This window comes from Shewanella sp. 1311 (genome assembly GCF_059338235.1).
On record NZ_CM181686.1, the window covers coordinates 731,792 to 756,347 of the forward strand.

The 24,556-nt window shown below is 47.5% G+C and carries 18 protein-coding genes; 3 read left to right on the plus strand and 15 right to left on the minus strand.

The features are described 5' to 3' along the window. The 5 genes from AC5YB3_RS03295 to AC5YB3_RS03315 form a co-directional block, all read right to left on the minus strand. On the minus strand, positions 1-519 hold the full coding sequence (locus AC5YB3_RS03295; RefSeq protein WP_494526556.1) for a (2Fe-2S)-binding protein: 519 nt from the start codon (positions 517-519) through the stop codon (positions 1-3). Positions 520-522: 3 nt separating this feature from the next. Then, the gene (locus tag AC5YB3_RS03300; RefSeq protein ID WP_494526557.1) at positions 523-1,305 is read right to left on the minus strand and encodes a nucleotidyltransferase family protein; all 783 of its coding nucleotides are present in this window, start codon (positions 1,303-1,305) and stop codon (positions 523-525) included. Next, positions 1,305-2,321, minus strand: coding sequence for an XdhC family protein (locus AC5YB3_RS03305; RefSeq protein ID WP_494526558.1), 1,017 nt, complete (start codon positions 2,319-2,321; stop codon positions 1,305-1,307). Before AC5YB3_RS03305 ends, AC5YB3_RS03300 begins: the two co-directional genes overlap by 1 nt. A gap of 389 nt (positions 2,322-2,710) precedes the next feature. Continuing rightward, positions 2,711-4,450, minus strand: coding sequence for a methyl-accepting chemotaxis protein (locus AC5YB3_RS03310; RefSeq protein ID WP_012089579.1), 1,740 nt, complete (start codon positions 4,448-4,450; stop codon positions 2,711-2,713). A gap of 146 nt (positions 4,451-4,596) precedes the next feature. Continuing rightward, a complete protein-coding gene (locus AC5YB3_RS03315; protein ID WP_413490655.1) occupies positions 4,597-5,241 on the minus strand; it encodes an MBL fold metallo-hydrolase in 645 nt (214 codons plus the stop codon). Between the two features lie 255 nt (positions 5,242-5,496). Here AC5YB3_RS03315 and AC5YB3_RS03320 point away from each other — a divergent pair, with 255 nt between their 5' ends. Next, the gene (locus AC5YB3_RS03320) at positions 5,497-6,786 is read left to right on the plus strand and encodes an alpha/beta fold hydrolase (protein WP_494526559.1); all 1,290 of its coding nucleotides are present in this window, start codon (positions 5,497-5,499) and stop codon (positions 6,784-6,786) included. 203 nt (positions 6,787-6,989) lie between these two features. Here the strand turns inward: AC5YB3_RS03320 and AC5YB3_RS03325 are convergent, their stop codons facing one another. Beyond that, complete coding sequence (locus tag AC5YB3_RS03325; RefSeq protein ID WP_494526560.1) at positions 6,990-9,107, minus strand: DNA topoisomerase III; 2,118 nt, start codon at positions 9,105-9,107, stop codon at positions 6,990-6,992. Between the two features lie 166 nt (positions 9,108-9,273). Here AC5YB3_RS03325 and AC5YB3_RS03330 point away from each other — a divergent pair, with 166 nt between their 5' ends. After that, positions 9,274-9,561: a hypothetical protein gene (locus AC5YB3_RS03330; RefSeq protein WP_494526561.1), complete on the plus strand. Its 288-nt coding sequence runs from the start codon at positions 9,274-9,276 to the stop codon at positions 9,559-9,561. A gap of 187 nt (positions 9,562-9,748) precedes the next feature. Here AC5YB3_RS03330 and purF read toward each other — a convergent pair whose 3' ends face one another. From purF to fabB, 9 genes are all read right to left on the minus strand, one after another. Then, entirely contained in the window at positions 9,749-11,263 is a 1,515-nt protein-coding gene (purF, locus tag AC5YB3_RS03335; protein ID WP_006085457.1) for an amidophosphoribosyltransferase, read from the minus strand. Positions 11,264-11,532: 269 nt separating this feature from the next. Continuing rightward, positions 11,533-12,021: a CvpA family protein gene (locus AC5YB3_RS03340; RefSeq protein ID WP_006082220.1), complete on the minus strand. Its 489-nt coding sequence runs from the start codon at positions 12,019-12,021 to the stop codon at positions 11,533-11,535. Between the two features lie 115 nt (positions 12,022-12,136). After that, a complete protein-coding gene (dedD, locus tag AC5YB3_RS03345) occupies positions 12,137-12,889 on the minus strand; it encodes a cell division protein DedD (protein ID WP_259544644.1) in 753 nt (250 codons plus the stop codon). Continuing rightward, positions 12,882-14,153, minus strand: a complete 1,272-nt coding sequence (gene folC, locus AC5YB3_RS03350) for a bifunctional tetrahydrofolate synthase/dihydrofolate synthase (RefSeq protein WP_259524135.1) — start codon at positions 14,151-14,153, stop codon at positions 12,882-12,884. Before folC ends, dedD begins: the two co-directional genes overlap by 8 nt. Before the next feature lie 44 nt (positions 14,154-14,197). Beyond that, on the minus strand, positions 14,198-14,983 hold the full coding sequence (gene truA / locus AC5YB3_RS03355; RefSeq protein WP_494526562.1) for a tRNA pseudouridine(38-40) synthase TruA: 786 nt from the start codon (positions 14,981-14,983) through the stop codon (positions 14,198-14,200). Between the two features lie 102 nt (positions 14,984-15,085). Further along, positions 15,086-18,526: a FimV/HubP family polar landmark protein gene (locus AC5YB3_RS03360; RefSeq protein ID WP_494526563.1), complete on the minus strand. Its 3,441-nt coding sequence runs from the start codon at positions 18,524-18,526 to the stop codon at positions 15,086-15,088. A 178-nt stretch (positions 18,527-18,704) separates the two neighbouring features. After that, complete coding sequence (locus AC5YB3_RS03365; RefSeq protein WP_006085463.1) at positions 18,705-19,721, minus strand: aspartate-semialdehyde dehydrogenase; 1,017 nt, start codon at positions 19,719-19,721, stop codon at positions 18,705-18,707. A gap of 2 nt (positions 19,722-19,723) precedes the next feature. Further along, entirely contained in the window at positions 19,724-20,854 is a 1,131-nt protein-coding gene (locus AC5YB3_RS03370) for a 4-phosphoerythronate dehydrogenase (protein ID WP_494526564.1), read from the minus strand. A gap of 160 nt (positions 20,855-21,014) precedes the next feature. Beyond that, the gene (gene fabB / locus AC5YB3_RS03375; RefSeq protein ID WP_494526565.1) at positions 21,015-22,226 is read right to left on the minus strand and encodes a beta-ketoacyl-ACP synthase I; all 1,212 of its coding nucleotides are present in this window, start codon (positions 22,224-22,226) and stop codon (positions 21,015-21,017) included. 138 nt (positions 22,227-22,364) lie between these two features. Here fabB and mnmC1 point away from each other — a divergent pair, with 138 nt between their 5' ends. Next, on the plus strand, positions 22,365-24,491 hold the full coding sequence (gene mnmC1, locus AC5YB3_RS03380; protein ID WP_494526566.1) for an FAD-dependent 5-carboxymethylaminomethyl-2-thiouridine(34) oxidoreductase MnmC1: 2,127 nt from the start codon (positions 22,365-22,367) through the stop codon (positions 24,489-24,491). The last annotated feature ends 65 nt before the right edge of the window (positions 24,492-24,556 follow it).

A 24,556-nucleotide genomic window follows, 5' to 3' on the forward strand; every position in this document is an offset into this window, starting at 1 on the left:
TTAGCCCTCCTGTTTGGCATAGTGTTGCAGTGCTGCTTTAATCCGCGGGTAGGTGCCGCAGCGGCAGATATTGCCTGACATGGCAGAGTTGATTTGTTCTTCAGAAGGTTTCGGATGCTGCGCAACTAACGCCGCAGCCGACATCAGTTGGCCCGCCTGACAATAGCCACACTGGGGCACGTTATGTTCGGCCCAAGCATTTTTAAGCTTTTGATTATCCAGCCCTTCAATTGTTGTCAGTCGTTTTCCCTGTGCCTGCCCTAAACTGGTTAAGCAAGCGCGTACGGGTTGGCCGTCTAAATGCACAGTACAAGCACCGCATAGCCCTGCACCGCAGCCATATTTAGTGCCCGTGAGCCCTAGAATATCCCGTAGTGCCCACAGGATTGGCATTTTAGGATCGACATCTAAGGTAAATGATTTACCGTTGATGGTCAGTGTCTGAGCGGAAAGTGTTTGGGTGGAAGCGGCGGTATTCGCTTCCTTGACAACTGCTTTGGTTGATAAAACTTCTGCCATAACTCACTCCTTAAGTGCCAACCACGACGCAAGATCGGCTTGGGTATCAATATCAATTGCGGCGCGGGGTAGTGTTATAGCGACTAACGCTCCCTGCTGTGCTTGTTGTTTTAAAATAGATTTCGCCCCGCGATCACCACTCAAGTGGGTGAACAAAGGCAATGTAGAGGCATTAAAAATAGCAGGTACACCTAAATCATCCAAATAATGGGCGGCAACGTCTTTACCCGTTTCATGCCATGTCAAAATCAGTTGGCGATAATCATCGCCGCTCAAGGCCACTTGGTCAGCGAGTGTCAGCAGCATGGCATCAAAGCCTTGCTCCTTAGCATAACTTGCCGCCAAACTCACAGAGGAGGCCAAACCCGTGTGCCACTGTGGATTAATTAAAACATCAAAGGAGTGGCGGGAATGAAGTTCGGCTAATAATGGCTGTAATACGTGCTGATGAGCACCGAGTATGACTAACAAAGGCGCATATTGTGGCGAATGTGTGTCTTGGTGATCCAAATCTAAATCTTGGCAATGAAGCTGTTGTAAACGCTCAATATGGGTGCAAATGATGGCTTGTTCGCGAGTTTCTGTAGCGCTAAGTAATGGTACAAGCTGCGCTAACTTAACCCCCTCAAAGCGCTTACTTTCACCCGCTGCAAGTACCACGATCAACAACCGCTTGGATGAACGTGGCGCCTGCGCTGCCAACTTTGGCACTGCCAAACTGGGCTGTCTCGAACCGGGCAGTGTCGACGTTAGCGCAGTGGGCTTTTGCACTGGCGGCAATGTCATCAACGCATTATCTCATCGAGATGTTTTAAGGTCGCACCATGGAGTACGCCGTGGCATTGGGCCAAAATACTTAACGCCACTGCGCTCGGTAACTCGCCGCCAAGGGCAAGCCCTGCGGGGGCAGAAAACACCCCAGAAAAAGATTCAGTACTCAGCCCTGCCATCCCCAGCACTTTATCCCGTCGATGGGCTGGGCCAAGCAAGGCGACATAGGCGAGTGGGTGGGCTTGAATGACCTTCAATGCCGCAGCATCTAAGCCCAAGTTATGATTCATCACCACAGCACAATCCAATTGAGCGATATGATTCGCGGTTAATTCCCCCGCGGTAAGTTTCACTACATGGGCATGGGGGAAATCCGCCGCTCTGGCATAGGCGGTACGACCATCAAAAACTGTCACTTGCCAGCCTAAGGTATCGGCCATGGCGGCAATAGGCTTAGCGTCGATACCACCACCAAAAATCCCAAGGTGGAATCTCGGTCTCAGCGGAATAATCAGCGATTCTCCCGCCTCTTGGGTGAAGACACCTGTGCGGACAAAATCGCTGGCGGGGAACGGTGTCAACGCTTCGGGGTAGAAAGCGGCCTGATATTGGCGCGCATCCGTCCCCGCTTTGACTAATGGCAATTGATAAAAACCTGACCGACCGTGGCGAAATGCCTGTACTAGCTCAACCAAACCAAGATCATGATTCTCTTTTAAGAGTGGGATCAACATGATATGCACTATGCCGCCACAGCCGAGTCGATAGCTGGCATCGGACTCATCGCTCGCGTCATAGGTCACGCACGTGACTTGCTTTGTCTGCATGGCCTTTTGGGCATGGCGGCGGAGATCGGCTTCTAAGCAGCCGCCACTTAACATACCCACGCCTTGACCGAACTCATGGAACAACATCATGGCGCCGGGTTTGCGATAGGCCGAGCCTTGAATTTGGGTGATCACCGCAAGCACCCAAGCGTCATCCGCCAGCGGTAACCAATGCTCTAGTAAATCTTCGATTTGGTGATCCATCCGCAAGGACTCCATTGGGTTAGGGATATTTGAAAAGACTTAATGCACTTTTTACTGTCGACACTATCGAAACAAATAACCGTCGAAACTAAAAACTGTCAAAACTAAAACGATCACTGGTTAAGATCGCTGATGAATATCACAGCTATCGACGTCTATTTTGTTATCAAGGTTTGATGCGAGTTTCATTTGTCGATAAAAACAGCATCGCCAAACGCTCGGCATTAAACACATGGGCAACCAAGTTAGCAAAGGCGTGTACGTATTGAAAGGAGTAATAGATGTCAAAAAGTGTCGAAGCAGAAAATATGTTCAGGGGAGGATTCGAAGAGGAAGGATTGACATCCGTGTCTTGAGTGGCGTTCGTTCGTAAATCAACCACATCTCATCTAAAACTGATATTCCCCCGCCTTAGTGCGCAGTATCTGAGATTGGTTATCTAGGCTAATGGAGGTCGATTCTATCTGCTCGATAATCTGTGATACTTCACGGGAATTATCGCGGATCACCATCATACTCGAAGCGATTTCTTTAGAAACCAAGGACTGTTCCTCAGTTGAAGCGGCAACCTGAGTATTGATCCCATGAATCGCTTCCGTACTGTGACGAATGTCCTCAAATACTGCCACGATACGTTGCAGCTCTACTCCCGCCTTTTGCATAAGCGTCGCGGCTTGAGTCACTGATGTACCCACTTGATTTGTACGACTCTGAAGGCTTGCGACAATATCATCGATTTCTTTAGTGGAATCTTGGGTTCGCTGGGCTAGTGATCGAACCTCATCGGCCACCACAGCGAAGCCTCGCCCTTGCTCACCGGCCCTTGCGGCTTCAATCGCGGCATTCAGTGCCAGCAAATTCGTCTGCTCTGCAATCGCCTTAATCACACTCAACACATTACTGACTTGGGTACTTTCGTTCACTAAATGCGACATAGAGTCTTGAGTATTGGTAAACTCAGTTTCCAATACCGACATGGCTTTCAACGCTTCCGATACCGTCTGTTTACCCACAGTGACATGCGCTTCATTTTCAGCGGCGCGGCTTTCAGCGTTCGACGTACTCTCACTCACATGCACTAACGTCGTGGTCATTTCTTCCATCGCACTGGCGCTGGCATCTAGTTCTCTCGCCACCCGATTTGAGCTTTCACGCGAAACTTGAATGGATGCCTTGGTTTGCTTCGCTAAATCAGCGACCTCTTTTGCAATACCATCCGTTGTCGATAAGGAGCTGGCAAGGGAAGAGATAAACAAGTTGATTTGATTAACGATTTCGCCAATCTCTCCCTGAGTGGTGACAGAAATCCGCCGCGCAAGATTTTTAGAGCGCTGAATGTCGAGCAACTCACTACAGGTCTGCACTAATGGAGTCACAATCCGGCTCTTAACGATAATGAAACCACCAACGGCCGCTAAAATCACGATAAATAACACGAACTGAGACCAGTTTAATGCCGCATGTAAGGAGTCGAGACGACCATTAACTTCACCATCGGTACGTTTATCCAACGCCGTAAAGAACTCATCAATCGGCTGCATGATCTTGGCTTTTTCTCTATGGTATTGGTCGCTATGTAATAACTCCCTCGCCATGGTTAAGTTCGGCTCGCCTTTGATCGTGTAGGTTTGGGTGTTGGGGTCCATAAAGATACCTTTGACGGCATTCATGGCTTTCACTTCGAGGGCGACTAACGCATCTGAGTTTTTTTGGGCTTGTTCGAGGTAACGGAATTCTTCATCGGAAAAACCGAGGGACTTCATTTGCTCTTTTATAGCAATTCTCGCGCCGTCTGGCTTTGGCTTATCGCCATAACTCAGTACCAAATCCCAATAAATCTGATGATATTTTTCGGGTCTGGGTTTCTCACCATTACGGATAGCCAAAATATCCATATACATTTTTTCGTATTTTTCATCGCCTGTGACGGCGTAGGTACGGGCGAGACGTGTTAAGTCATCGGAACCTTGCCTTAATTCATCGGCAAGTTGATAGGACTGATATCGGATGCTGGCGGCATCATTAAAGAGATCGATTTTAGACTTCACATTGAAGCTCAGTGCTGCAGAAATCACGGCACTCGCGACTATGGTCGAAAATACCACACTCATCATGGTTTTTGTTTTCATACTTACCCCAATAGACGGAAGAACTGCTTTAAGTCTAGAAGGAAAATCAGAAAACATCGGTAAAAGTGGGACAATCAATGGAAATAATCATTTGATTTGCGAGTGATTATCGCTCACAAATCAAACAGTTCTTAATAACGTGACACTTAGAGTAAAAGTTGATCCGCGACAAAGGGATTATGCTCGCGCTCTTCACCAAAGGTTGATATAGGACCATGCCCCGGAATAAATTCGACTTCGACGCCTAAGGGCCACAGTTTTTCGGTGATCGAGTGAATTAAATCCTGATGATTTGATTGAGGAAAATCGGTGCGACCGATTGAACTTCTAAACAAAATATCCCCCACCCACGCCAACTTAGATTGGGCAGAGAAAAGGGCAATGTGTCCCGGCGTATGCCCTGGGCAATGCAGCACTGACAAACTTTGTTCACCCACTTGCACGTTATCGCCGTCCTGCAGATATTGATCCGGCTCAAAGGCATCGCAATGGGGAAAACCGAAGTTTTGGCTTTGCTTAGGTAAGTTTTCAATCCAGAATTTATCGGCGATATGCGGGCCAATAATCGGTACATTGGTGGCTTGCGCTAAGGCTTTTGCCCCACCGACATGATCGATATGCCCATGGGTAAGGATAATTTTGTCGAGGACGAGTCCAAGTTTCGTCACTTCGTTTTGGATCCTGTCAATGTTTCCACCAGGATCCACGACCGCAGCTCGCTTTGTTTTTTCACACCAGATCAGGCTGCAATTTTGCTGAAAAGGTGTCACTGGAATAATCTGATACTTCATAGCTTCAATCTCGTGTTATCCATAAGCGATAGATTACGCTAAGAAACTCATCATGGCTCAAATTTAAAATGGAAAAATTGATCTTCACCAAAAGCTAATCAAATAATCCTAGCCTGCTGCATAAACTATTTGGTCTATACCCAAGGTAGTTGAAGATACGAGTTTCAACTAGCCTAGGTTGCTGCATCTTCAGGTTATTTGGGTATACAATCTGCCAATCACAATAACATGATCCTCTGCCATTAAGGTTGTTTGATGAAACCCGATATTATTCTCGCCGGAGTGCTGGCGAAGAAACATACTTTTACCTTGCCCCTCAACTATCAAAATCCGATTGCAGAGCAAATCCAAGTGTTTGCCAGAGAACTCTGTAGCCCAGAAAACAAAGATAAAAAGCTACCTTATATCGTGTTTTTCCAAGGCGGTCCCGGATTTGCGGCCATGCGCCCCGCCAGCAACAGCGGCTGGATCCGCCGCGCATTAAAAGAATATCGGGTGTTATTACTCGATCAGCGCGGCACAGGCTTATCAACACCGATTAATTACCAAAGCCTGCAACACTTAGAGCCCGCAGCTCAAGCTGAGTATATGAGCCATTTCAGGGCTGACAATATCATTCGTGATGCCGAGACGATTCGTGCCCAACTTTGCCCCGCCGATAAATGGGCGATTCTTGGCCAAAGTTTCGGGGGATTTTGCGTATTACATTATTTAAGCGCCGCCCCTCAAGGTGTCAGCGAAGCCTATATTACAGGTGGCATACCGTCATTAACCCGCAGCGCTGATGACGTCTACCTTGCAACTTATCAACGCGTGCTGGTGAAGAATAAACAATTTTTCCAACGCTTCCACGATGCCCAAAATTTAGTCACTCGCTTAGCAAAACATTTGCTTGAAAATGAAGTGTATTTAGCAACGGGAGAACGCCTCACGGTTGAAATGTTGCAGCTGCTGGGTATTAATATCGGCATGGAGCAAGGGCCTGAATCGGTTTACTATTTACTTGAGCAGGCTTTGATCAACACGGCTTCTGGGACAGTCGTGAATCCGTTATTTTTAAATCATTTTGGTCAAATGCTCGACTACAACACTAACCCGATTTTTGCCCTGCTGCATGAGGCTATTTACTGCCAGCACTCAGCTTCACAATGGGCGGCACACAGAGTAAGACAACAATTCCCCGCCTTTAATTATCAGCAAGGTAAACCATTTTTATTCACCGGCGAGATGATTTACCCTTGGATGTTTGACCAATTCAGTCACTTAGTTCCGCTTAAAGCCGCGGCAGAAATCCTTGCCCATAAATCAGATTGGCCTGCACTGTATAATCTTGAACAACTTGCGCAAAACCGCGTCCCCGTTGCCGCAACCATTTACAGTGAAGATATGTTTGTCGAGATGCAATATAGCCTAGAAACCGCGCAACAGGTCGGCAGGCTAAAGTATTGGTTAACGTCAGAATATGAACACAACGGCATTCGCATGGATGGTGAGCACATACTGGATAAGCTCATCAGCTTAAACCGAGGCGACACCTTAAGATAAAGGTTAATTTTAAGGGCTAATTAAGTTAACGCTGACATTATAAACCTGCTCCTCATCTATTGAGTGATTTTGGCAAGTTTCAACGACCTATTTCCGTATGAGTAAACCGTTTTGGTTTACTCTTTTTTTTTGCCAAAATTTAGGGCTATTTCCAGCCATTTAATGGCCGGAAATGCCCCTAAAACCAATGATACTCGTGCCTATCAAACCTCAGAAGCCACTTTGCGTGTTCGACTCCGAGTCCCTGAACTCGCACTCGACTTTTTCGCACTGCTACTTGTTGTTGTACTTGTTTTAGCGGTACTTGCCGTGCCAGTGCGTTTTGTCGAGCTAGAGGCTTTACGGTAAGGCGACTTACGATAACCGGATTTATTCCCAGCCGTTTTACGATAACCTTGGCCTTTTAAACCATTAAGCGCGGTGGGCAGTTGTGCTCCTGCATTGTGAATAAGCGTGGATAAAGTACCGAGCAGCGGTTGCATAAAGGCTTGATAGGAGGTTTCTTTATGACAAATACCGTTCAAGCTTGCTTCCCAAAGGGCAGTCATGTCAGGCGTTGTTGCACTCGCGGGTAAGCTGTTAATTAATCCCTTACCCACATCCGTCGAAACGATAGATTTACCTAAGCGTTGTAAAAAAACGCGTTTAAACAGTAGTTCAATAATGCCTGCACGGGTGGCTTCAGTACCTAAGCCATCAGTTTCTTTGAGAATTTTACGGATCTCAGGGTCGGTTACGTAACGGCTAATCCCCGTCATAGCACTGAGTAAAGTGGCATCGGTAAAGGCCTTTGGCGGCTGAGTATTTTTCTCCAGTAACTCGCCTCGAGTACAATGCAAAGCCTGACCTAGTTTCAGAGGCGGTAATTGGCCGATAAACTCGTCATTCTCCTCATCATCCTTACCCGCATTTTCCTCCGTCGACTTGTTGCCACTCGGCTTACTACCATTTGGCTCTTGGCGGGCAAAGAGCAGCTTCCAGCCAAGAGATTTATCCTGACGCGCCTTGGTATTAAATAAGCCGCCCTCTATTGTCACTTGTACTGTGGTTTCACTGTAACAATAGGCCGGATAAAACTGGGCTAAGTACTGGCGGGCAACATGAAGATATAACTGCCTCTCACGCTGACTCAAGTTGGATAAGTTAGCCGTCTTCTCGGTAGGAACAATGGCGTGGTGGGCATCCACTTTTTTATCATCCCATGCCTTGGATTTAAGCCGTGGATCGGGGGCATCGGCGCCTTGCAGTAACTCAGCGGCACCACCGCTAATCGCCCTAAGAACCGACGGCGCTAGGCTATGTTGCTCGACGGGTAAATAACGGCTGTCGGAGCGGGGATAGGTAATGAGTTTATGGCGTTCATACAAACTCTGGCAGGTATCGAGTACATCCTTAGCACTCATGCCAAACCGTTTCGCCGCATCAATCTGCAACGCGGATAAGCTGTAGGGCAATGGCGGATTCTGTTTCTTGTCCTTAGCCACTAATTGAGTGACTAAGGCGGGTTTATCACTGATGCGACTCACCACATTTTGCGCTAACCCTCTGGCTAGTACTCGCCCTTCTTCGTCCATATAGGGCTGACAAGCTTCGCTGGGTTGCCACTTAGCGCTGAAGTTTTCCTGCTTTTCGGTCGCCAAATGCGCTAGCACTTCATAGAAAGGTTTAGATTGAAAATTAGCAATCTCTTCATCACGGCGCACCACTAGCCCGAGTAAAGGCGTTTGCACTCGCCCGACGGACAATACGCCTTGATAACCAACCTTTTTACCTTGGATAGTGTACGCGCGGGTCATATTCATGCCGTAGAGCCAATCGGCGCGGCTACGGGCTAAGGCCGATGTGGACAAAGGAATAAACTCTCGATTACTGCGCAGCTGCGTTAGCGCCCGTTTTACGGCTTGTGGGTTTAAGTCGCTGATCAGTAAACGCTGAGTTTGATGTAACTTGTCACCCCTCACGCCAAGATAGGCAATCACTTCATCCACGAGTAACTGCCCTTCACGGTCGGGATCGCCCGCATTGACCAGCGTATTGGCTTGTTTGACTAATCGTTTTAGCACTGTGAGTTGACTGCGAGTTGCGGCCTTAGGTTTTAGTTGCCACTTGTCAGGCACTATTGGCAAGTGCTCGAATTTCCACGACTTAAATTCGGGATTATAGGCATCAGGTTCTGCTTGTTCGAGCAAGTGACCGACACACCAAGACACGCAATCGCCATTGGCGGCTTCGATAAATCCATCGCCTTTTTTATGGGGTTTAGGCAATACATCGGCAATGGCCCGCCCTAGGCTAGGTTTTTCTGCGATATAGAGGATCATACAAACACCAGGCACTGGATATAATTACAGTATAATTTAGCCCAAACGCCCGATGAGTGCAAATTTCTGTGGCAAACCGAGCTTAAATACCAAAGCTCAAGTGTAAATTCAATTGCGAATAATTCTCAACAACTACTAGAATACACTAAATTTTAGAGGAGTGGCTATGAGACAATTTGCAATAAATGCGCGGCAGACGATGACAATCAGTCCAGCATTGATATTAAGATTCAATCAGTTACTGCTATTTCATAGCCTGATGTTACTCGCGATAAGCATGCTCACCAGCACTTGGCTGGGACAAATGAAAATCATCGACATGCCTTTAGCATGGGGATTCATGTTAGTAATGCCCATTGCGGTGAGTTTATCGCTACTGCTAAAACACCAAGTCACCCGCCATAGCTTAAGCAGCTTATTCGGGGTGTGGATGCTGCTGTGGATCTGGGGATAAACACGACAAAACCTATGGCTGAAAAGATCAGCAGCCTCGCATGCGGATGTCGAGAACAAACACTCATAGATGTTCCCCCTCGCCCAATCGCGATACCTTTCCCAAGTGGCGGTTAACGCTCCATAAAAAAGCCATAAAAAAAGCCAATGACATTATCACTGGCTTTTTATCCGCCTAACGTTTCACCTTATGGGTGACAGACGTTATGCAGTTCTAAGTTAGTACCTATATCTTTGTTACGATCCGCTTTAGCATCGTCATTACGCAGTTGCGTCAAGTGATCTAAATACGCTTGATCTACATCGTTAGTGATGTAATGACCATCAAAAACAGAGGTTTCGAAACGCTTAATCGCTGGATTTTCCATTCTTACCGCTTCGATTAAATCAGGTAAGTCTTGGAAAATAATGCCATCGGCACCAATTAACTTAGCGATTTCATCGGCATCACGGCCATGGGCGATCAACTCGTTTGACGTTGGCATGTCGATACCATATACGTTCGGGAAACGAATTTCCGGTGCGGCAGAGGCAAAGTACACTTTCTTGGCACCCGCTTCACGGGCCATTTCGATGATTTGCTCAGACGTCGTACCGCGAACGATAGAGTCGTCCACCAGCAAGACATTTTTGCCTTTGAATTCAGTGTTAATCGCATTCAACTTGCGACGCACTGACTTCTTACGTTCCTGTTGACCCGGCATGATAAAAGTACGACCAATATAACGGTTTTTCACAAAACCTTGGCGGTATGGTAAGTCCATGCAACGGGCAATTTCCAGCGCGATATCGCAAGAAGTTTCAGGAATAGGGATCACCACGTCGATGTCATGATCGTACCATTCTTTCTTAATCTTCTCGCCAAGCTTAGCGCCCATGTTTACGCGACTGGCATAAACAGACACTTTATCGATAGTCGAATCTGGACGGGCAAAATAAACGAATTCGAAGATACAAGGGGCGTAGCTAGGTTCTGCTGCACATTGACGGGTATACAGCTGACCATCAATTGACACGTAAATCGCTTCACCTGGCGCCACATCACGCATCACTTCAAAACCGACGGCATCGAGTGCCACGCTTTCAGAAGCGACCATATATTCAGTACCCGTTGGCGTTTCGTGCTTACCTAACACCAGAGGACGAATACCAAATGGGTCACGGAACGCGACTAGGCCTTGACCGATAATCATAGCCACAACCGCATAGGCACCACGAGCTTGCTGGTGTACGTTAGCGACGGCATCGAACACTTCTTCCGACGTCAGGGTCAAACTCGTAGTTTTTTGCAGTTCGTCGGCCAACAGGTTGAGCAACACTTCAGAATCTGAAGTGGTGTTCACATGGCGACGTTTTTTGATCAGCCCTTCGGCTAATTCGACTGTATTGGTTAAGTTGCCGTTGTGGGCTAAAGAGATCCCAAATGGCGAGTTAACATAGAAAGGCTGCGCTTCAGATGCGCTTGAACTGCCCGCTGTTGGATAACGCACATGGCCAATACCTGCATTACCTTGTAGGCGTTGCATGTGTTTGACTTCAAAAACGTCTTTGACCAGACCATTGGCTTTACGCAGTCTGAAAGCACCACGATCAATGGTCACAATACCTGCCGCATCCTGACCTCTGTGCTGCAACACTGTCAGTGCATCATAAATGGTCTGATTAACCGATGATTGGCCAACTATTCCGACGATACCACACATGGGTAAGCTTCCTCATTGTAAGATGTTCTATGCCCTTTCATGTTGAAATATAAGCAAATGATAAAGTAAACCTCTAGCCTTTCGGCTTAAGTGCTACCTATCGGTCGCCAAGGTATCCCGTCACTGACCTGTTAATCGCAATCGCACGCCTAAACTTGCTATTGCGCTCACAGTTACCCTGTTTTTAGGCATAAACCCTTGAACAGGAGTGACGTACATACCTAAGCGATTGCTACTTTCCATCACTTAGGATTAATTAATTTTCTTTCTTATAGTTTGGGTACAAAGCTGGAGGTGTTTTCCAAATAGTCAAAAAACCATTGAATGACAACGCCAAATTCGGGCACTAGCACAGAGTCCTTCCACCATTGGGTGTTGGGCGAGCCTGTGAAAGCATCCATGAAAAACAACAAGGCGCTAACAATAAGCGCGCCTCGAATAGCACCGAAGCACAAGCCCAAAAGCCTGTCAGTGCCAGATAATCCGGTTTTGACAACAAGTTGTCCGAGAATATAGTTAACTAAGGCACCGAGTACCAAAGTGGTAATAAAGAGGATGGCAATAGAAACGCCATTACGCAGCATCTCATCGTTCATTTGAGTTAAGTGAACGGCAAGATCTTGGTAAAATTGGCTGGCAACAAAGAAAGCCGCGAACCATACCACTAAGGACATGGCTTCTTTGGCGAATCCGCGGATTAGACTGATGAGAGTCGATAATCCGATGACGAATATGATAGCGTAATCAATCCAAACCATTGAGATGGCTTTCCGACATGGGCTTTAAGACGGCGCGATTCTACCAGAGACTGAAACGATTCTCACCCCTAGAGAGGTAAATAAATCATTTTCAGTCGCTGATCTTATATCACCATTAAGATTCTAAGGGATTAAAAGGAACAATCCAGCCCTTAAGACGCGTGAGGTTTTCCACCTCAATTTGTATTTTCTTCAGCTTTGCCTCAGACACATCTGGCCCGACAAACACTTTGGTTAATACGCCATCTTTAGGATTTTCAGGGATAGTGTACGCTTTAAAACCACTCTTACGTAGCTGTGCAATCAAGGCTTTAACATTGGTTGCATTGTTAAAACTGCCAAGCTGCAAGGTAAAGCCACTTTTTAAGCTGTCACGGCTGGCAGCACTGGCTTTAGGCGTTTCTGCTTTGGGCTTTTCAGTCTTAGCGACGGTTGGCGCTTTAGTCTCAGCTTTTTTAGCGGGCTCCGTTTTTACCGTCGCCTTAGGTGGCTCTTTTTTAGGTTCTGGTTTCGCTTCCGGCTTTTTAACTTCTGCTTGCTTAACCTCTGGCTTCTTCACTTCAGGTTTAACGTCCGCCTTAACGTCTTGCTTAGCGATGGCAGCTGACTTGTCAATGTCTGCATTATTGCCTGTCTCAGCTAATGCGACATCTGCCCCACTCAGCGCGGCAGCATCTTCGGCCGACAAGACTTCAAACATATCATCGTCGGCTTTTTGCTGCTCAATCACAGTCGGACGCAAAGGTATTTCAGAAAATTGCTCTTCTTGGCGATCTTTTTTGCCATCCAAAATATCCGGCAAAAAAATCACTCCAAGCGCAACCAGCACCACAGTGCCGACTAAACGATTATGAAACTGGCTAGACAAAACGGACTTCCTGCATAAATTGAGACTTAAAACCTGCCACAGTGTAAAAGGAGCCAAACACAATTACCACATCATCTGGGTTAATTTGCGCTTTTAATGCCGACCATGCCTCAGCTATGCCCTCAAACTCAAATGCGCTGGCCTCGGGTGCTAAGGTTTTGCGTAGCATGGCAGAACTCGCGCCACGCTCCCCATGAAGACTCACTAAATACCAAGTGTCGACCAGAGGATGGAGCACAGGCAACACGCCCGCAATATCTTTATCCTTCAACATGCCACAAAGGGCAAACACCCGCTTACCTACAACCATTGGCGCTAATTGCTGCACCAAAAAACGCGCCGCATGGGGATTATGCGCCACATCAAGTAGTACTAACGGCTGCTCACTCACCCGCTCTAATCGACCGGTTAACCGAGCCGTGCTAATACCCTCGGCAATAATAGCGGGCGCGATATTCGGCCAACCCTGTTCAATTACGGCCAATACCGTGGCCGCATTAGGTAGCGGCAAGGTCGGTAACGCTAAATCGTGTAGTTTGAGCACTTGGCCTTGAAAGTCCCACAGATTGCCATGGACTTGATAACTGAATTCGTTGCCGACGCGATACAAGATGGCACCAACCTCATTGGCAACATCATTGACGGTATGCGGCAAGTTGGGCTCGCCAACAATAGCAGCTTTACCGTGACGGAAAATACCCGCCTTTTCACGGCCGACGAGTTCACGGGTATTCCCCAAATAACTTTCATGATCTAAATCGACCGAGGTCACCACGCTGATATCGGCATCGATAATATTGGTGGCATCTAACCGTCCACCTAAACCGACTTCTAAGATGACTACATCCAGCTTGGCGGCTTTAAACAGTATCAGGCCCGCAAGCGTGGCGTATTCAAAAAAGGTCAGGGAAATCTCGGCGCGCGCCGCTTCAATTTGTTCAAAGGCGGCGACAAAGGCGCTATCACTGGCGTCGCTGCCATTAATACGCACTCGCTCGTTGTATTTCAGCATGTGCGGCGAGCTGTATACGCCCACAGTCAAACCCGATAATCGCAGAATATTTTCCAGCATGGCGCAAGTCGTGCCTTTACCATTCGTCCCTGCCACTGTGACTATCTTGCTTTGGCCTAAATCTAATAGGCCAAGGGTTTGCGCGACCTTAGAAACACGGGTTAATCCCATATCGATTTCGGTTGGATGTATGGATAACAAATAATCCAACCACTGTTCCAATGCTGCATTTGACGCTGGCGCTGTTAGCATGTCCGTACATCCTCGTATTCGATAATCTCTCAAATAAGATCTTTTCAATCCAACATAAATAATGGCCCAAGGGCGAGCTTAGGCAATTGATATTGTTCTGGATAAGTCACATCAACTAAATAAAGCCCATGGGGTTTAGCCGTTGCTGCGGCTTGGTTTCTGTCTTTTAACGCGAGCAAATCACCCATCCACGTCAGCGGCTGATTGCCTAAACCGATTTCTAATAATGAACCGACGATATTGCGCACCATGTGATGTAAAAAGGCGTTGGCGGCGATATCAACAATCACATACATGCCTTGGCGCGTAACATTGACGCAATGTACATTACGAAACGGCGTTTTTGACTGGCACTGGACTGCGCGAAAGCTGGTAAAATCTTGCTCGCCTAAGAGTGCCTGCGCCGCTTGGTGCATTCTATCGGCATCAATATCGCCGTGATAATGGCTGACACCATGGCGTAAAATCCCAGGGCGAAAACTGTGATTGTAAATCACATAACGGTAGCGTCTGGCGGTAGCCGAAAAGCGCGCGTGAAAACTGTCGTCGACTTCTTTAACCCAACGCACCGCAATATTGTCGGGCAAATTAGCATTCACCCCTAAGGTCCATGCGCCTTCATTACGAATGGCATTGGTTTCAAAATGAACCACTTGGCCTGTGGCATGCACGCCCGCATCGGTACGACCAGCGCAGAAGACGCCGATAGGCTCATTAGCCACTATCGATAACGCCCGTTCTAATTGCCTTTGTACTGAATCGACTTCGGCCTGACGTTGCCAGCCAAAATAACCATTGCCGTCATATTCAATACCTAATGCAATCCGCATCCACTTTTCCTCACAATTGATTTTGCGGCGCATTTTATCACAGCAGCCCATAAAAAAAACGGCGCTGAAGGCGCCGTTAGGTTGAAACTCTCTCAATCGGGATTAACTCATCTCTTTGAGTAAACGTCCGGCTTCATCTTGCTGGCGCTCATTACCGTCAATTTGCACTTCTTTGAGCAGGGCTTTGGCGCTGTCGCTGTCGTCAATTTCGATATAAGCGCGGGCTAAATCCAGCTTAGCGTTGACTGAGTTTTCTTCATCATCGACATCAATCATAGCGGCATCGCCAATTAAGGCTCCGACATCACTCATTTCCACGTCGACTTCCGAATACAAATCGGTATCAGTGCCGTCTTCATCGGCATCATTCAACAACTTGTCGATGTCGATAAAGCCGTTTTCATTTTGGAAATTCGTTAAATCATGCTCAGGAACAAACTTCTTCTGCGCTTTGCGCGACTCTTGAGCATCGAGTGCAGCTAACGCTTCATCGACTGTGAGATCATCGACGAGTGAGAAACTGTCTTCCGACGTCAGTACATCTTCATCGTCATCAAAATCGGTATTGGCCGTGAAAGCAGCAAGTACATTGTCGTCGCTTAAATCGAGGCCTTGCTCAGAATCGTCAGCATCCTCTTGGGTATCGAGTTTAAAATCTTCACTAAAATCAACATCGTTACGCGTCGCCTTAATCGGCTTCTCTTGAGTCGCATCATCCGGAGTAGGCGTATCAGCTAGCGAAGCATCGGCATTAGGCTCGACATCATCGACATCCGTTTCAGCGGCGGCATCGGCTGGCGTCGCAGCAGGTTTGGCCTTAGGCGCAAAATCAAGCTCTGAGTCCCAATCAAGCACGTGGGGATCTTTGCTCTTATTGGCTTTTAAATCATTAAAGAAAGAAGACTCTTTTTCCTTAACACTCGCTGCCGCGGTAGCGGCTGCCAAAGTGGCTGCTGCCGTAGTCAGGGCGTCAGAATCATCATCTTCACCCAACTCTTCAACTAACGAGAAAGTATCATCAGTGCCATCAATCGAGTGAGACGCACCAATACCTTTGAGTAAATTGTCTTCATCTGTGGCGTTATCGTCCGCATCAAGCTGCGCCGTTTCCATATCGAAGTCGAATTCATCTTCATCGGCATCGAGTTGCTCTGGCACATCAAATTCAGCTAACAGCGCATCTAAATCTTCATCGCCTGACGCTTCGCCCTTGATATCTTCCGGTAACGAAGCTTCTAGCTCTGCGGCAATTTCTGCACTGATCGCATCATCTTCGGTATCGTTTTCGGCATCGTCTTCAGCATCAACTTTGATTTCAGGCTCAGCATCAAAACTCGCCAGCAACGAATCGATATCATCGGATTCATCTACGCCTAATTCATCCAGTTCATCGTCTAACTCGGCGGCGATTTCAGCGCCAAGATCGGGTTCGACTTCGGGTTCTGCTGGTTTATCGAAATCAGCTAACAGCGCATCGATATCGTCAGTGTCTTCGACGCCAAGCTCAACAAGCTCAGCATCTAACTCGGCGGCAATCTCAGCCCCCAGATCAGGCTCGACTTCGGGCTCTGCTGGTTTATCAAAATCCGCTAACAGCGCATCGATATCGTCAGTGTCTTCTACGCCAAGCTCATCCAGCTCAGCATCTAACTCGGCGGCAATTTCAGCGCCAATATCAGGCTCAACTTCAGGTTCTGCTGGTTTATCGAAATCTGCTAACAAGGCATCGATGTCGTCGGTATCTTCTACGCCCAGCTCATCAAGTTCGGCATCTAACTCGGCAGCAATTTCAGCGCCAAGATCAGATTCGACTTCAGGTTCAGCGGTTGGCATTGATTTATCGAAATCGGCCAATAGAGCATCGATATCATCAACCTCTTCTCCGCCCAGTTCATCATCTAGCTCATCATCGAGTTCTGCGGCGATGGCGGCACTGAGATCTTCATCGTCAGACTCAATAGATTCTGTTGCAGGTTCTTTTGCCGTTTCTGGATCTTCAGCAGGAACACTAAACTCGGCAAGTAAGGCATCGAGATCATCGTCATCAGCGACGGCTTCATTGGCAGCTTGAGTATCTTCTACTTCAACGTCTTCTTCAGCTAAATCGCTAGCAAAGTTTCGCTCTAATTCACTTAAATCGTCTTCAGCTTCAGTGCTGTCTTCTGAACCTAGGCCCGCTAATAGTGCATCGAGATCGGCTTCCTCAAGAATATTGTCAGATTTAGGTTTCTCCTCAACAATATCCTCTTCCTGATCGCCCATGGCTTCGGCCCACAGGTCATCAAGAGATTGCCCTTCGTCTTCAACCTCAGCTTCGGCAGAGAGACCCGGATCGACAAACATTTCAGACGCCATATCCATCTGATCGTTTGAGTCAGTCAAATCTTGCTCAGGTTGTAAATCGACGCTGCCCATATCAAGCAGGCTATCGATAGAGTCGGCATGGTCGGTATCTAAATGCACCGCCATATCATCTAAGTCGTCATCATCCATGTCCATGATGGCAGTACCGGCAACGCCAGCAGCACCCGCGGCCATCACCGCTTCTTGCGCCTGCATTTCACGACGTTCTTTATTACGCTTACGGCGCAGCAACCAGAACACCGCCAGTAACAAGAACAAGGCAGGGATCACAGCGGCAGCAATCATTAACACTGGACTGTTGAGGATATTACGCCATAAATCATCGGGCTCAGCAGGGGCCAGAGTCTCAGCTTCAGCCGTTCCCGTTGCCATCTCTGGCGTTTGGGCAGCTTCAACTTCGGCTTTCAAAGCTTGATTTTGCAGTTTGCTGGCTTGCAGGGTTTCTTCTAGCACGGCAATGCGTTGATTCAATTCTTCAACTTTCACTTTTAGCGCTTCAACATCTGAAGTGCGGACAGTGAGTTGATCTTGGGTGCGAGCTAATTCATCGGTTAATGACAGATTTTTACTTTCAGCTGCTTCTAAGCGCGACGTTACATCAGAGCTCAGCATCTTAGGCTTGTCTGGCGCCGGTGTTTCTACCACTGGCACTTTGGGCGGCGTCACTTTGGTTTCAGTGATCACTTTGGTTTCAGCAATCACGACAGGAGCAGTAACATGCGCTTGCGTGGTCACTTTAGCTGCAGGTTTCTGCACCGCTTTCGCTGGCGCACGGGATTGTCTGTCGCTTTGCTCTGCTCTTGCTATCGCCATACTATTGGGAATCGACAGCATGACTTCTTTAGACGGGATCAGCAGGATCATGCCACGTTCTAAACTGTTGTAGCTGGAAGAGTTAAACGCATGGGGGTTAGCATCATATAGCGCGGCCATCACTTGATAGACGCTGACACTGGCATCGGGACGGACTTTTTGCGCTATGCTCCAAAAAGTGTCTCTGGATGTCGTTGGGCCATATTGATGATTAACTTGACGGATCTGTCCGTCTGGACCCATGATTTTTAAGGGTTTTAATCTTGGCGTATCTGCTGCAACGGCGGGATCAATAAAATAAGCGGTAGAAGAAACAGCTAAAACAGTGGCCATTAGACCCACAAGATACGAAGTGCGAAATTTCATCAATCCTTCCCTTTGAAGCGCTATAAAGTTATCTCGCTGATAACAGGCTTTAGGCAATTGTATTTATTGAGATTACTATAAACCAGAAATCCCTGCCCTGCTACTGTTCACAATTGTAAAACAAAAAAAGCCTGCTGACAGCAGGCTTTTTCAATGGGCATGAAATGCAATCTCGTGCTTAGTAATAATCTCTCACTAAGATCTCGGCAATTTGCACACTGTTCAAGGCTGCGCCCTTACGAATATTGTCTGACACCACCCACAGGTTAATTCCGTGAGAATGAGAGATATCCTTACGAATGCGGCCAACATAAACCGGATCGGTACCAGCACCATCGGTTACAGCCGTTGGATAGTCATCATCTGACTCAAACAATACCACTCCTTCGGCATTACGCAGTAAAGCTTTAACGTCTTCTGCATCGACAGGCTGACGAGTTTCGATATTAATGGCTTCCGAGTGACCATAAAACACAGGTACACGTACCGCGGTTGCATTCACTAAAATCTCATCGTCACCGAAAATCTTCTGGGTTTCCCAGACCATTTTCATTTCTTCTTTGGTATAGCCGTTATCCATAAATTTATCGATTTGCGGCAATACGTTAAAAGCAATTTGCTTTGGATAAACTTCGGCTTCAGCAGGCAAACCTTGCAGCAGTTTAGTGCACTGATGCGCTAACTCTTCAATGGCTTTTTTACCTGTACCCGAAACTGACTGGTACGTTGCCACGTTAATGCGGCTGATACCATAGGCATCATAAATAGGCTTAAGCGCCACCAGCATTTGAATGGTTGAGCAATTTGGGTTAGCGATGATATTGCGATTGCGGAAATCAGCGATAGCATGGGGATTCACTTCGGGTACGACCAAAGGAATATCGATGTCGTATCTAAAGTGCGAGGTGTTATCGATAACAACACAACCCGCTTCAGCGGCAATCGGTGCCCATTTGGCGGAAACATCACCCCCTGCGGAGAAGAAACCAATTTGAGCTTGGGTCCAATCGAAGGTTTCTACGTCGAGAATGGTAATTTGTTTGCCATGAAAGCTGACCGTTTCACCTGCGCTGCGGCTACTGGCTAAAGGGTACAAATTGGCAACCGGGAAATTACGCTCTTCGAGGATCTCTATCATTGTTTGACCCACTGCGCCCGATGCACCTAAAACGACAACATTAAATTCCTGTGACATAGCTACTGACCGACTCCTGAAAAACCTAAATTGGACAACCAATCTACCTCAGATTGACCGTCATAAGCCAGCGCCAATGCACTAAATTCGCGTCTATGTTGGTGATTTTTTCTCATAGTGTCGAAGCCATTCTCATTTAAGAATGTATTTCTGAACATCTTATCATCGTCGCGCAAATCATAGACAAAACGCGCGAGCTGCAATAACGCTTTTTCATTCGGCGCTGTCGCAAGTTCGACCGCCTTAATGTTAAAGGTTGGCAAGAGATCCAGCAGGCTTTTATCAGCAGTAATATTCAACAACTGACACAGGTTTTGGTAGAGCATAAAAGTGCCACGCGCCTTACCTTCTAAGCTATAACCTGCGATATGCGGCGTAGCAAACTCTGCCAATGGTACCAACTCGGGCAAAGGTGTTGGCTCGCCTTCCCACACATCGAGCACTAATTTAAGATCGTCACGTTGCAGCTTCACTTTGATAAGCGCCTGATTATCTATCACATCACCGCGGCAGCAATTCACTAACCATGTATTGGGTTTGAGTGCCTTTAAGCGCGCCTCATCGAACAAATGCTTGGTTTTATGCTCGCCAGTACGCGTGATGGGCACATGTAAACTGATGATATCGGCCTGCGCCATGATGGTTTCTAAGCTCACAAAACTGCGCGGATCGCCCTCTGCAGCTTTAATAGGATCGTTAAGCAACACGTTAATACCGTAGGCTTGCAAACATTTTGCCGTCGCAGTGCCAGTGTTACCCGCGCCCACTATGCCGACGACCTTGCCCTTAAGCGGCGAATTAAAGCGCTGCGCTAACTCCAGCATAGCGATAAAAGCAAACTCCCCAACCGCAGTCGCATTGCAACCTGGTGCATTAGAGAAGGGAATATTTCGCTCAGCAAGATAGGTTAAATCCACATGATCTGTGCCTATGGTGGCACTGCCGACAAATTTCAGCTTGTTATTGCCTGAGAGCAACTCGGCATTCACTTTGGTGACCGAGCGCACTAATAGCACATCGGCCTCGCGCACTTGCTCTGCGGTTAACGTGCGGCCGTTAACAGGAATAATGTCCCCGAGATCGCCAAATAGCGGTTCAACATAGGGCATATTTTCATCGACTAAAATCTTCATGGGCACCTGATCGGATAAAAGTGGGAATGGAAGGCATCAAGATGCTCGGTATTCTAACAAGACTAATTGGATAAATCCCTGCCTCTGCAACAGGTTCACATAAAACGCCCATAAAAAAGGGAAGCCTAAGCTTCCCTTCTATCGCGTTTGATAAACAAACTTATTTGAATTTACGCATCACTAGCGTGGCGTTTGTACCGCCAAAACCAAAGCTGTTACTCATGACTGTATTCAGCTCAGCATCGCGATATTCACGAACGATAGGCATATCTTTAGCCGCGTCGTCCAGATTATCAATATTGATGCTTGGGGCAATAAAGCTGTTTTCCATCATGATTAAGCTGTAAATCGCTTCATGTACACCAGCAGCGCCTAAAGCATGACCTGTCATAGACTTAGTCGATGCAATCGGTGGGCACTTGTCTTTGAATACTTCACGTAGCGCTTCTAATTCACGCACGTCGCCCACTGGCGTTGAAGTGCCGTGAGTGTTGATGTAATCGATTGGGGTATCGACATCCATCATCGCCATTTGCATACAACGCACTGCGCCTTCGCCAGATGGCGCTACCATGTCATAACCGTCTGAAGACGCGCCATAACCAATCACTTCAGCGTAAATTTTTGCGCCGCGAGCCAGAGCATGCTCTAACTCTTCAACCACTAAAATACCGCCGCCGCCAGAGATCACAAAACCATCACGGTCTGCATCATAGGTACGAGAGGCTTTTTCTGGTGTGGAATTGTACTTAGTTGACAGTGCGCCCATAGCATCAAAGCCCATGGTCAGCGTCCAATCCACTTCTTCAGCACCACCGGCAAAAACCATGTCTTGCTTACCCATTTGGATAAGTTCAACGGCGTGACCAATACAGTGGGCGCTGGTTGCACAGGCTGAACTGATAGAATAGTTCATGCCTTTAATTTTAAATGGCGTAGCCAAACAAGCGCTGGCCGTGCTCGACATGATGCGAGGCACAATATACGGACCAACACGTTTAACGCCTTTTTCACGCAGTGTATCGGCAGATTGCACTTGGTTAGACGATGATGCACCGCCTGTACCGACAATCAAACCGACGCGCGGATCTGAATATTGCTCTTCAGTTAAATTGGCATCGCTAACGGCTTCTTGCATCGCAATGTAAGCATAGGCAGCGGCATCGCCCATGAAGCGTAGCGCTTTACGATCGATATGCTCAGCTGGGTTTAACTTGATGTTACCCCATACGTGGCTACGTAACTGCATCTCTTCAAACTGAGCTGAATGCGTAATACCACTGCGGCCCGCTTTCAGTGACTCGGTCACTTCTTGCTTGTTATTACCGATACTTGAAACAACACCCATTCCGGTGATCACGACTCTTTTCATTTTATTGCTATCCATTGTGTACATGTCAGTACCTACTTTTCGCTGAGCCAATAGTATCTGTTTTGACTCAATTAAGTGGTCAGCTTTCCATAAAGGCGAGTAAAATAATGCCAATTATGAGACCGAGAGTAAATTTCTTTGACTGCAGAGCCCAATAAACCTTGCCAAATTAAGCGTGATTACCAGCAATTAATCAACCTTTATCCCGCAACCGCTGACACTGATGCACACTATCTCAGCAAGTTGAGCATTTATCAGCAGCGGGTATTTGAGGCTCATTCACAGCAAAAACTCTTAATATTAGGCCAAATTGGTTTAGGTAACGGGCTTGAACTCTTATCTTGGTGGCGCACTCAGGCGAATCCTAGCCAACGTTTACTCCTTAAGGTGTTCGAACCCAATCCGATTAATGCGTACGAACTTAAATCACTTTGGGATCAATCACTCGCTCTTGTGAAAGAAACCCCATTCGAGCCAAATCTTGAATCAAAGCAAGCGTCAGCGTTGGAGTGTAAATCTGAGCTCAGCCAACTTGCTCAAACTTTACTCGATGCTGAGCCGACGGCTATTATAGGTTGCCAGAGATTAATTTTTGATGACGGTCGTACCACTATCGACCTGCACTTTGGTGATATTCAAACCCAGCTCAGTTCACTCAGCCATTCGCCAATGCATCCGGTTCAACACTGGTTGATATTGCCTCACCTGCTACAGGCGCTACATCATCAAAGCCACTGGCAGATGGCAAAACTCAGTGACGATAGCGCGACCATTGCCACGATTGGATTAAGCGAATCAAGCGGATTAAGCAAAACAACAGTCAACCGTTTCCAAGCCTGTGGCTTTACTGTGAGCGATATCAATAAACTTGCTACCAAAGCTCTGGGTATCCATCAGCCAGTCACATTGATTAACCACCAGCTTGATACCGTACTGCTACACGAGCGCCAAGTCTTACGTCAGCAAGACGCTAAAGCCTATGCTTTTAATCCTATGGCTGCAATCTTATCCTCGGCGACGCAAAGCTCAATTGCCATTATAGGCGGCGGCTTAGCCTCAGCGCATTTGGCGCTGTCTTTGGCTGAGCGCGGCCAAGGTGCACAGGTATTTTGTAAAGATGCCGAGCTAGGCCAAGGCGCATCGGGCAATCGCCAAGGAGCCATTTATCCGCTGCTGACCCCAGAAAATGACGAATTAAGCCGCTTTTTCCAACAGGCATTTTTATTTAGCCGACGTCGAGTGCAGGCGCTGACATCCGCCCCCGCCGGCAATCAGACGCCGATTTCCCATGATTTTTGCGGCGTATTGCAAACCGCCCACGATGAACGCAGCCAATTACGACTCGATAAAATCATTCAAGGCCAACCTTGGCCAAGTGAAATCGCCTACGCCGTCGATGCTGAGCAAGCCAATGCCATTGCCAAGATCAATCTCGATAAGCCAGGCTTTTTTTATCCCTTAGGTGGCTGGGTGTGTCCATTTGAATATGCCGAAGCTGCGATACAAAAAGCGATGCAACTGGCCGATGTGAGCGTCTCGCTCAATACCGACATCCTTGCCATTGAACGCCAAAGCGATGGCTGGGTTTTGTTAACTGAAAAGGAACGTTTCGGGCCCTTCGCGCAACTTGTACTCGCCAATGGCGCTGAATTGACACAATTTGATGCCAGTAACAAATTACAAATTAGCCCCTTTCGCGGTCAAGTCAGCCATGTGCCCGCTCAATTTCAATTGAGTCAGCTCGCAACTGTGCTGTGCGCCAACGGTTATTTAACGCCAAGTCACCAAGGACTCCACTGCCTTGGCGCGAGTTACGTTAAAGAACCCGAGCATTTAGACTTTTGCCCGCATGAACAACAAGAAAACCTCATAAAAATGCACGAGAGTTATCCGAACCAAAGCTGGCTTGAAGATATCAACATGAGTGGCAACAATGCCCGCGTCGGCGTGCGTATGGTGACGCGGGATCATTTCCCTATGATGGGCTGCGCGCCAGACGTGGCGAAAATCCTTGAGGATTATGAACAACATCAACTCACTAAAGAAAGTCGCCACTACTGGCAAACCACGCCAGCACCCGTGCATCAAGGACTGTATATTCTTGGAGGGTTAGGCTCACGGGGACTCAGTTCTGGGCCACTGGCCGCCGAATGTCTCGCGGCGCAGCTTTGCGGCGAGCCAATACCGCTCGATAAAGAAACTCTGTGTAAACTCAACCCCAATCGTATGTGGCTGCGTAAGTTACTTAAGGGTAAAGCGCTCTAGGCAATCAATCGCTAGAAAAATAACGTTTTTGAGCACTATAAAAAAGGGATTAAGCCATGGCTTAA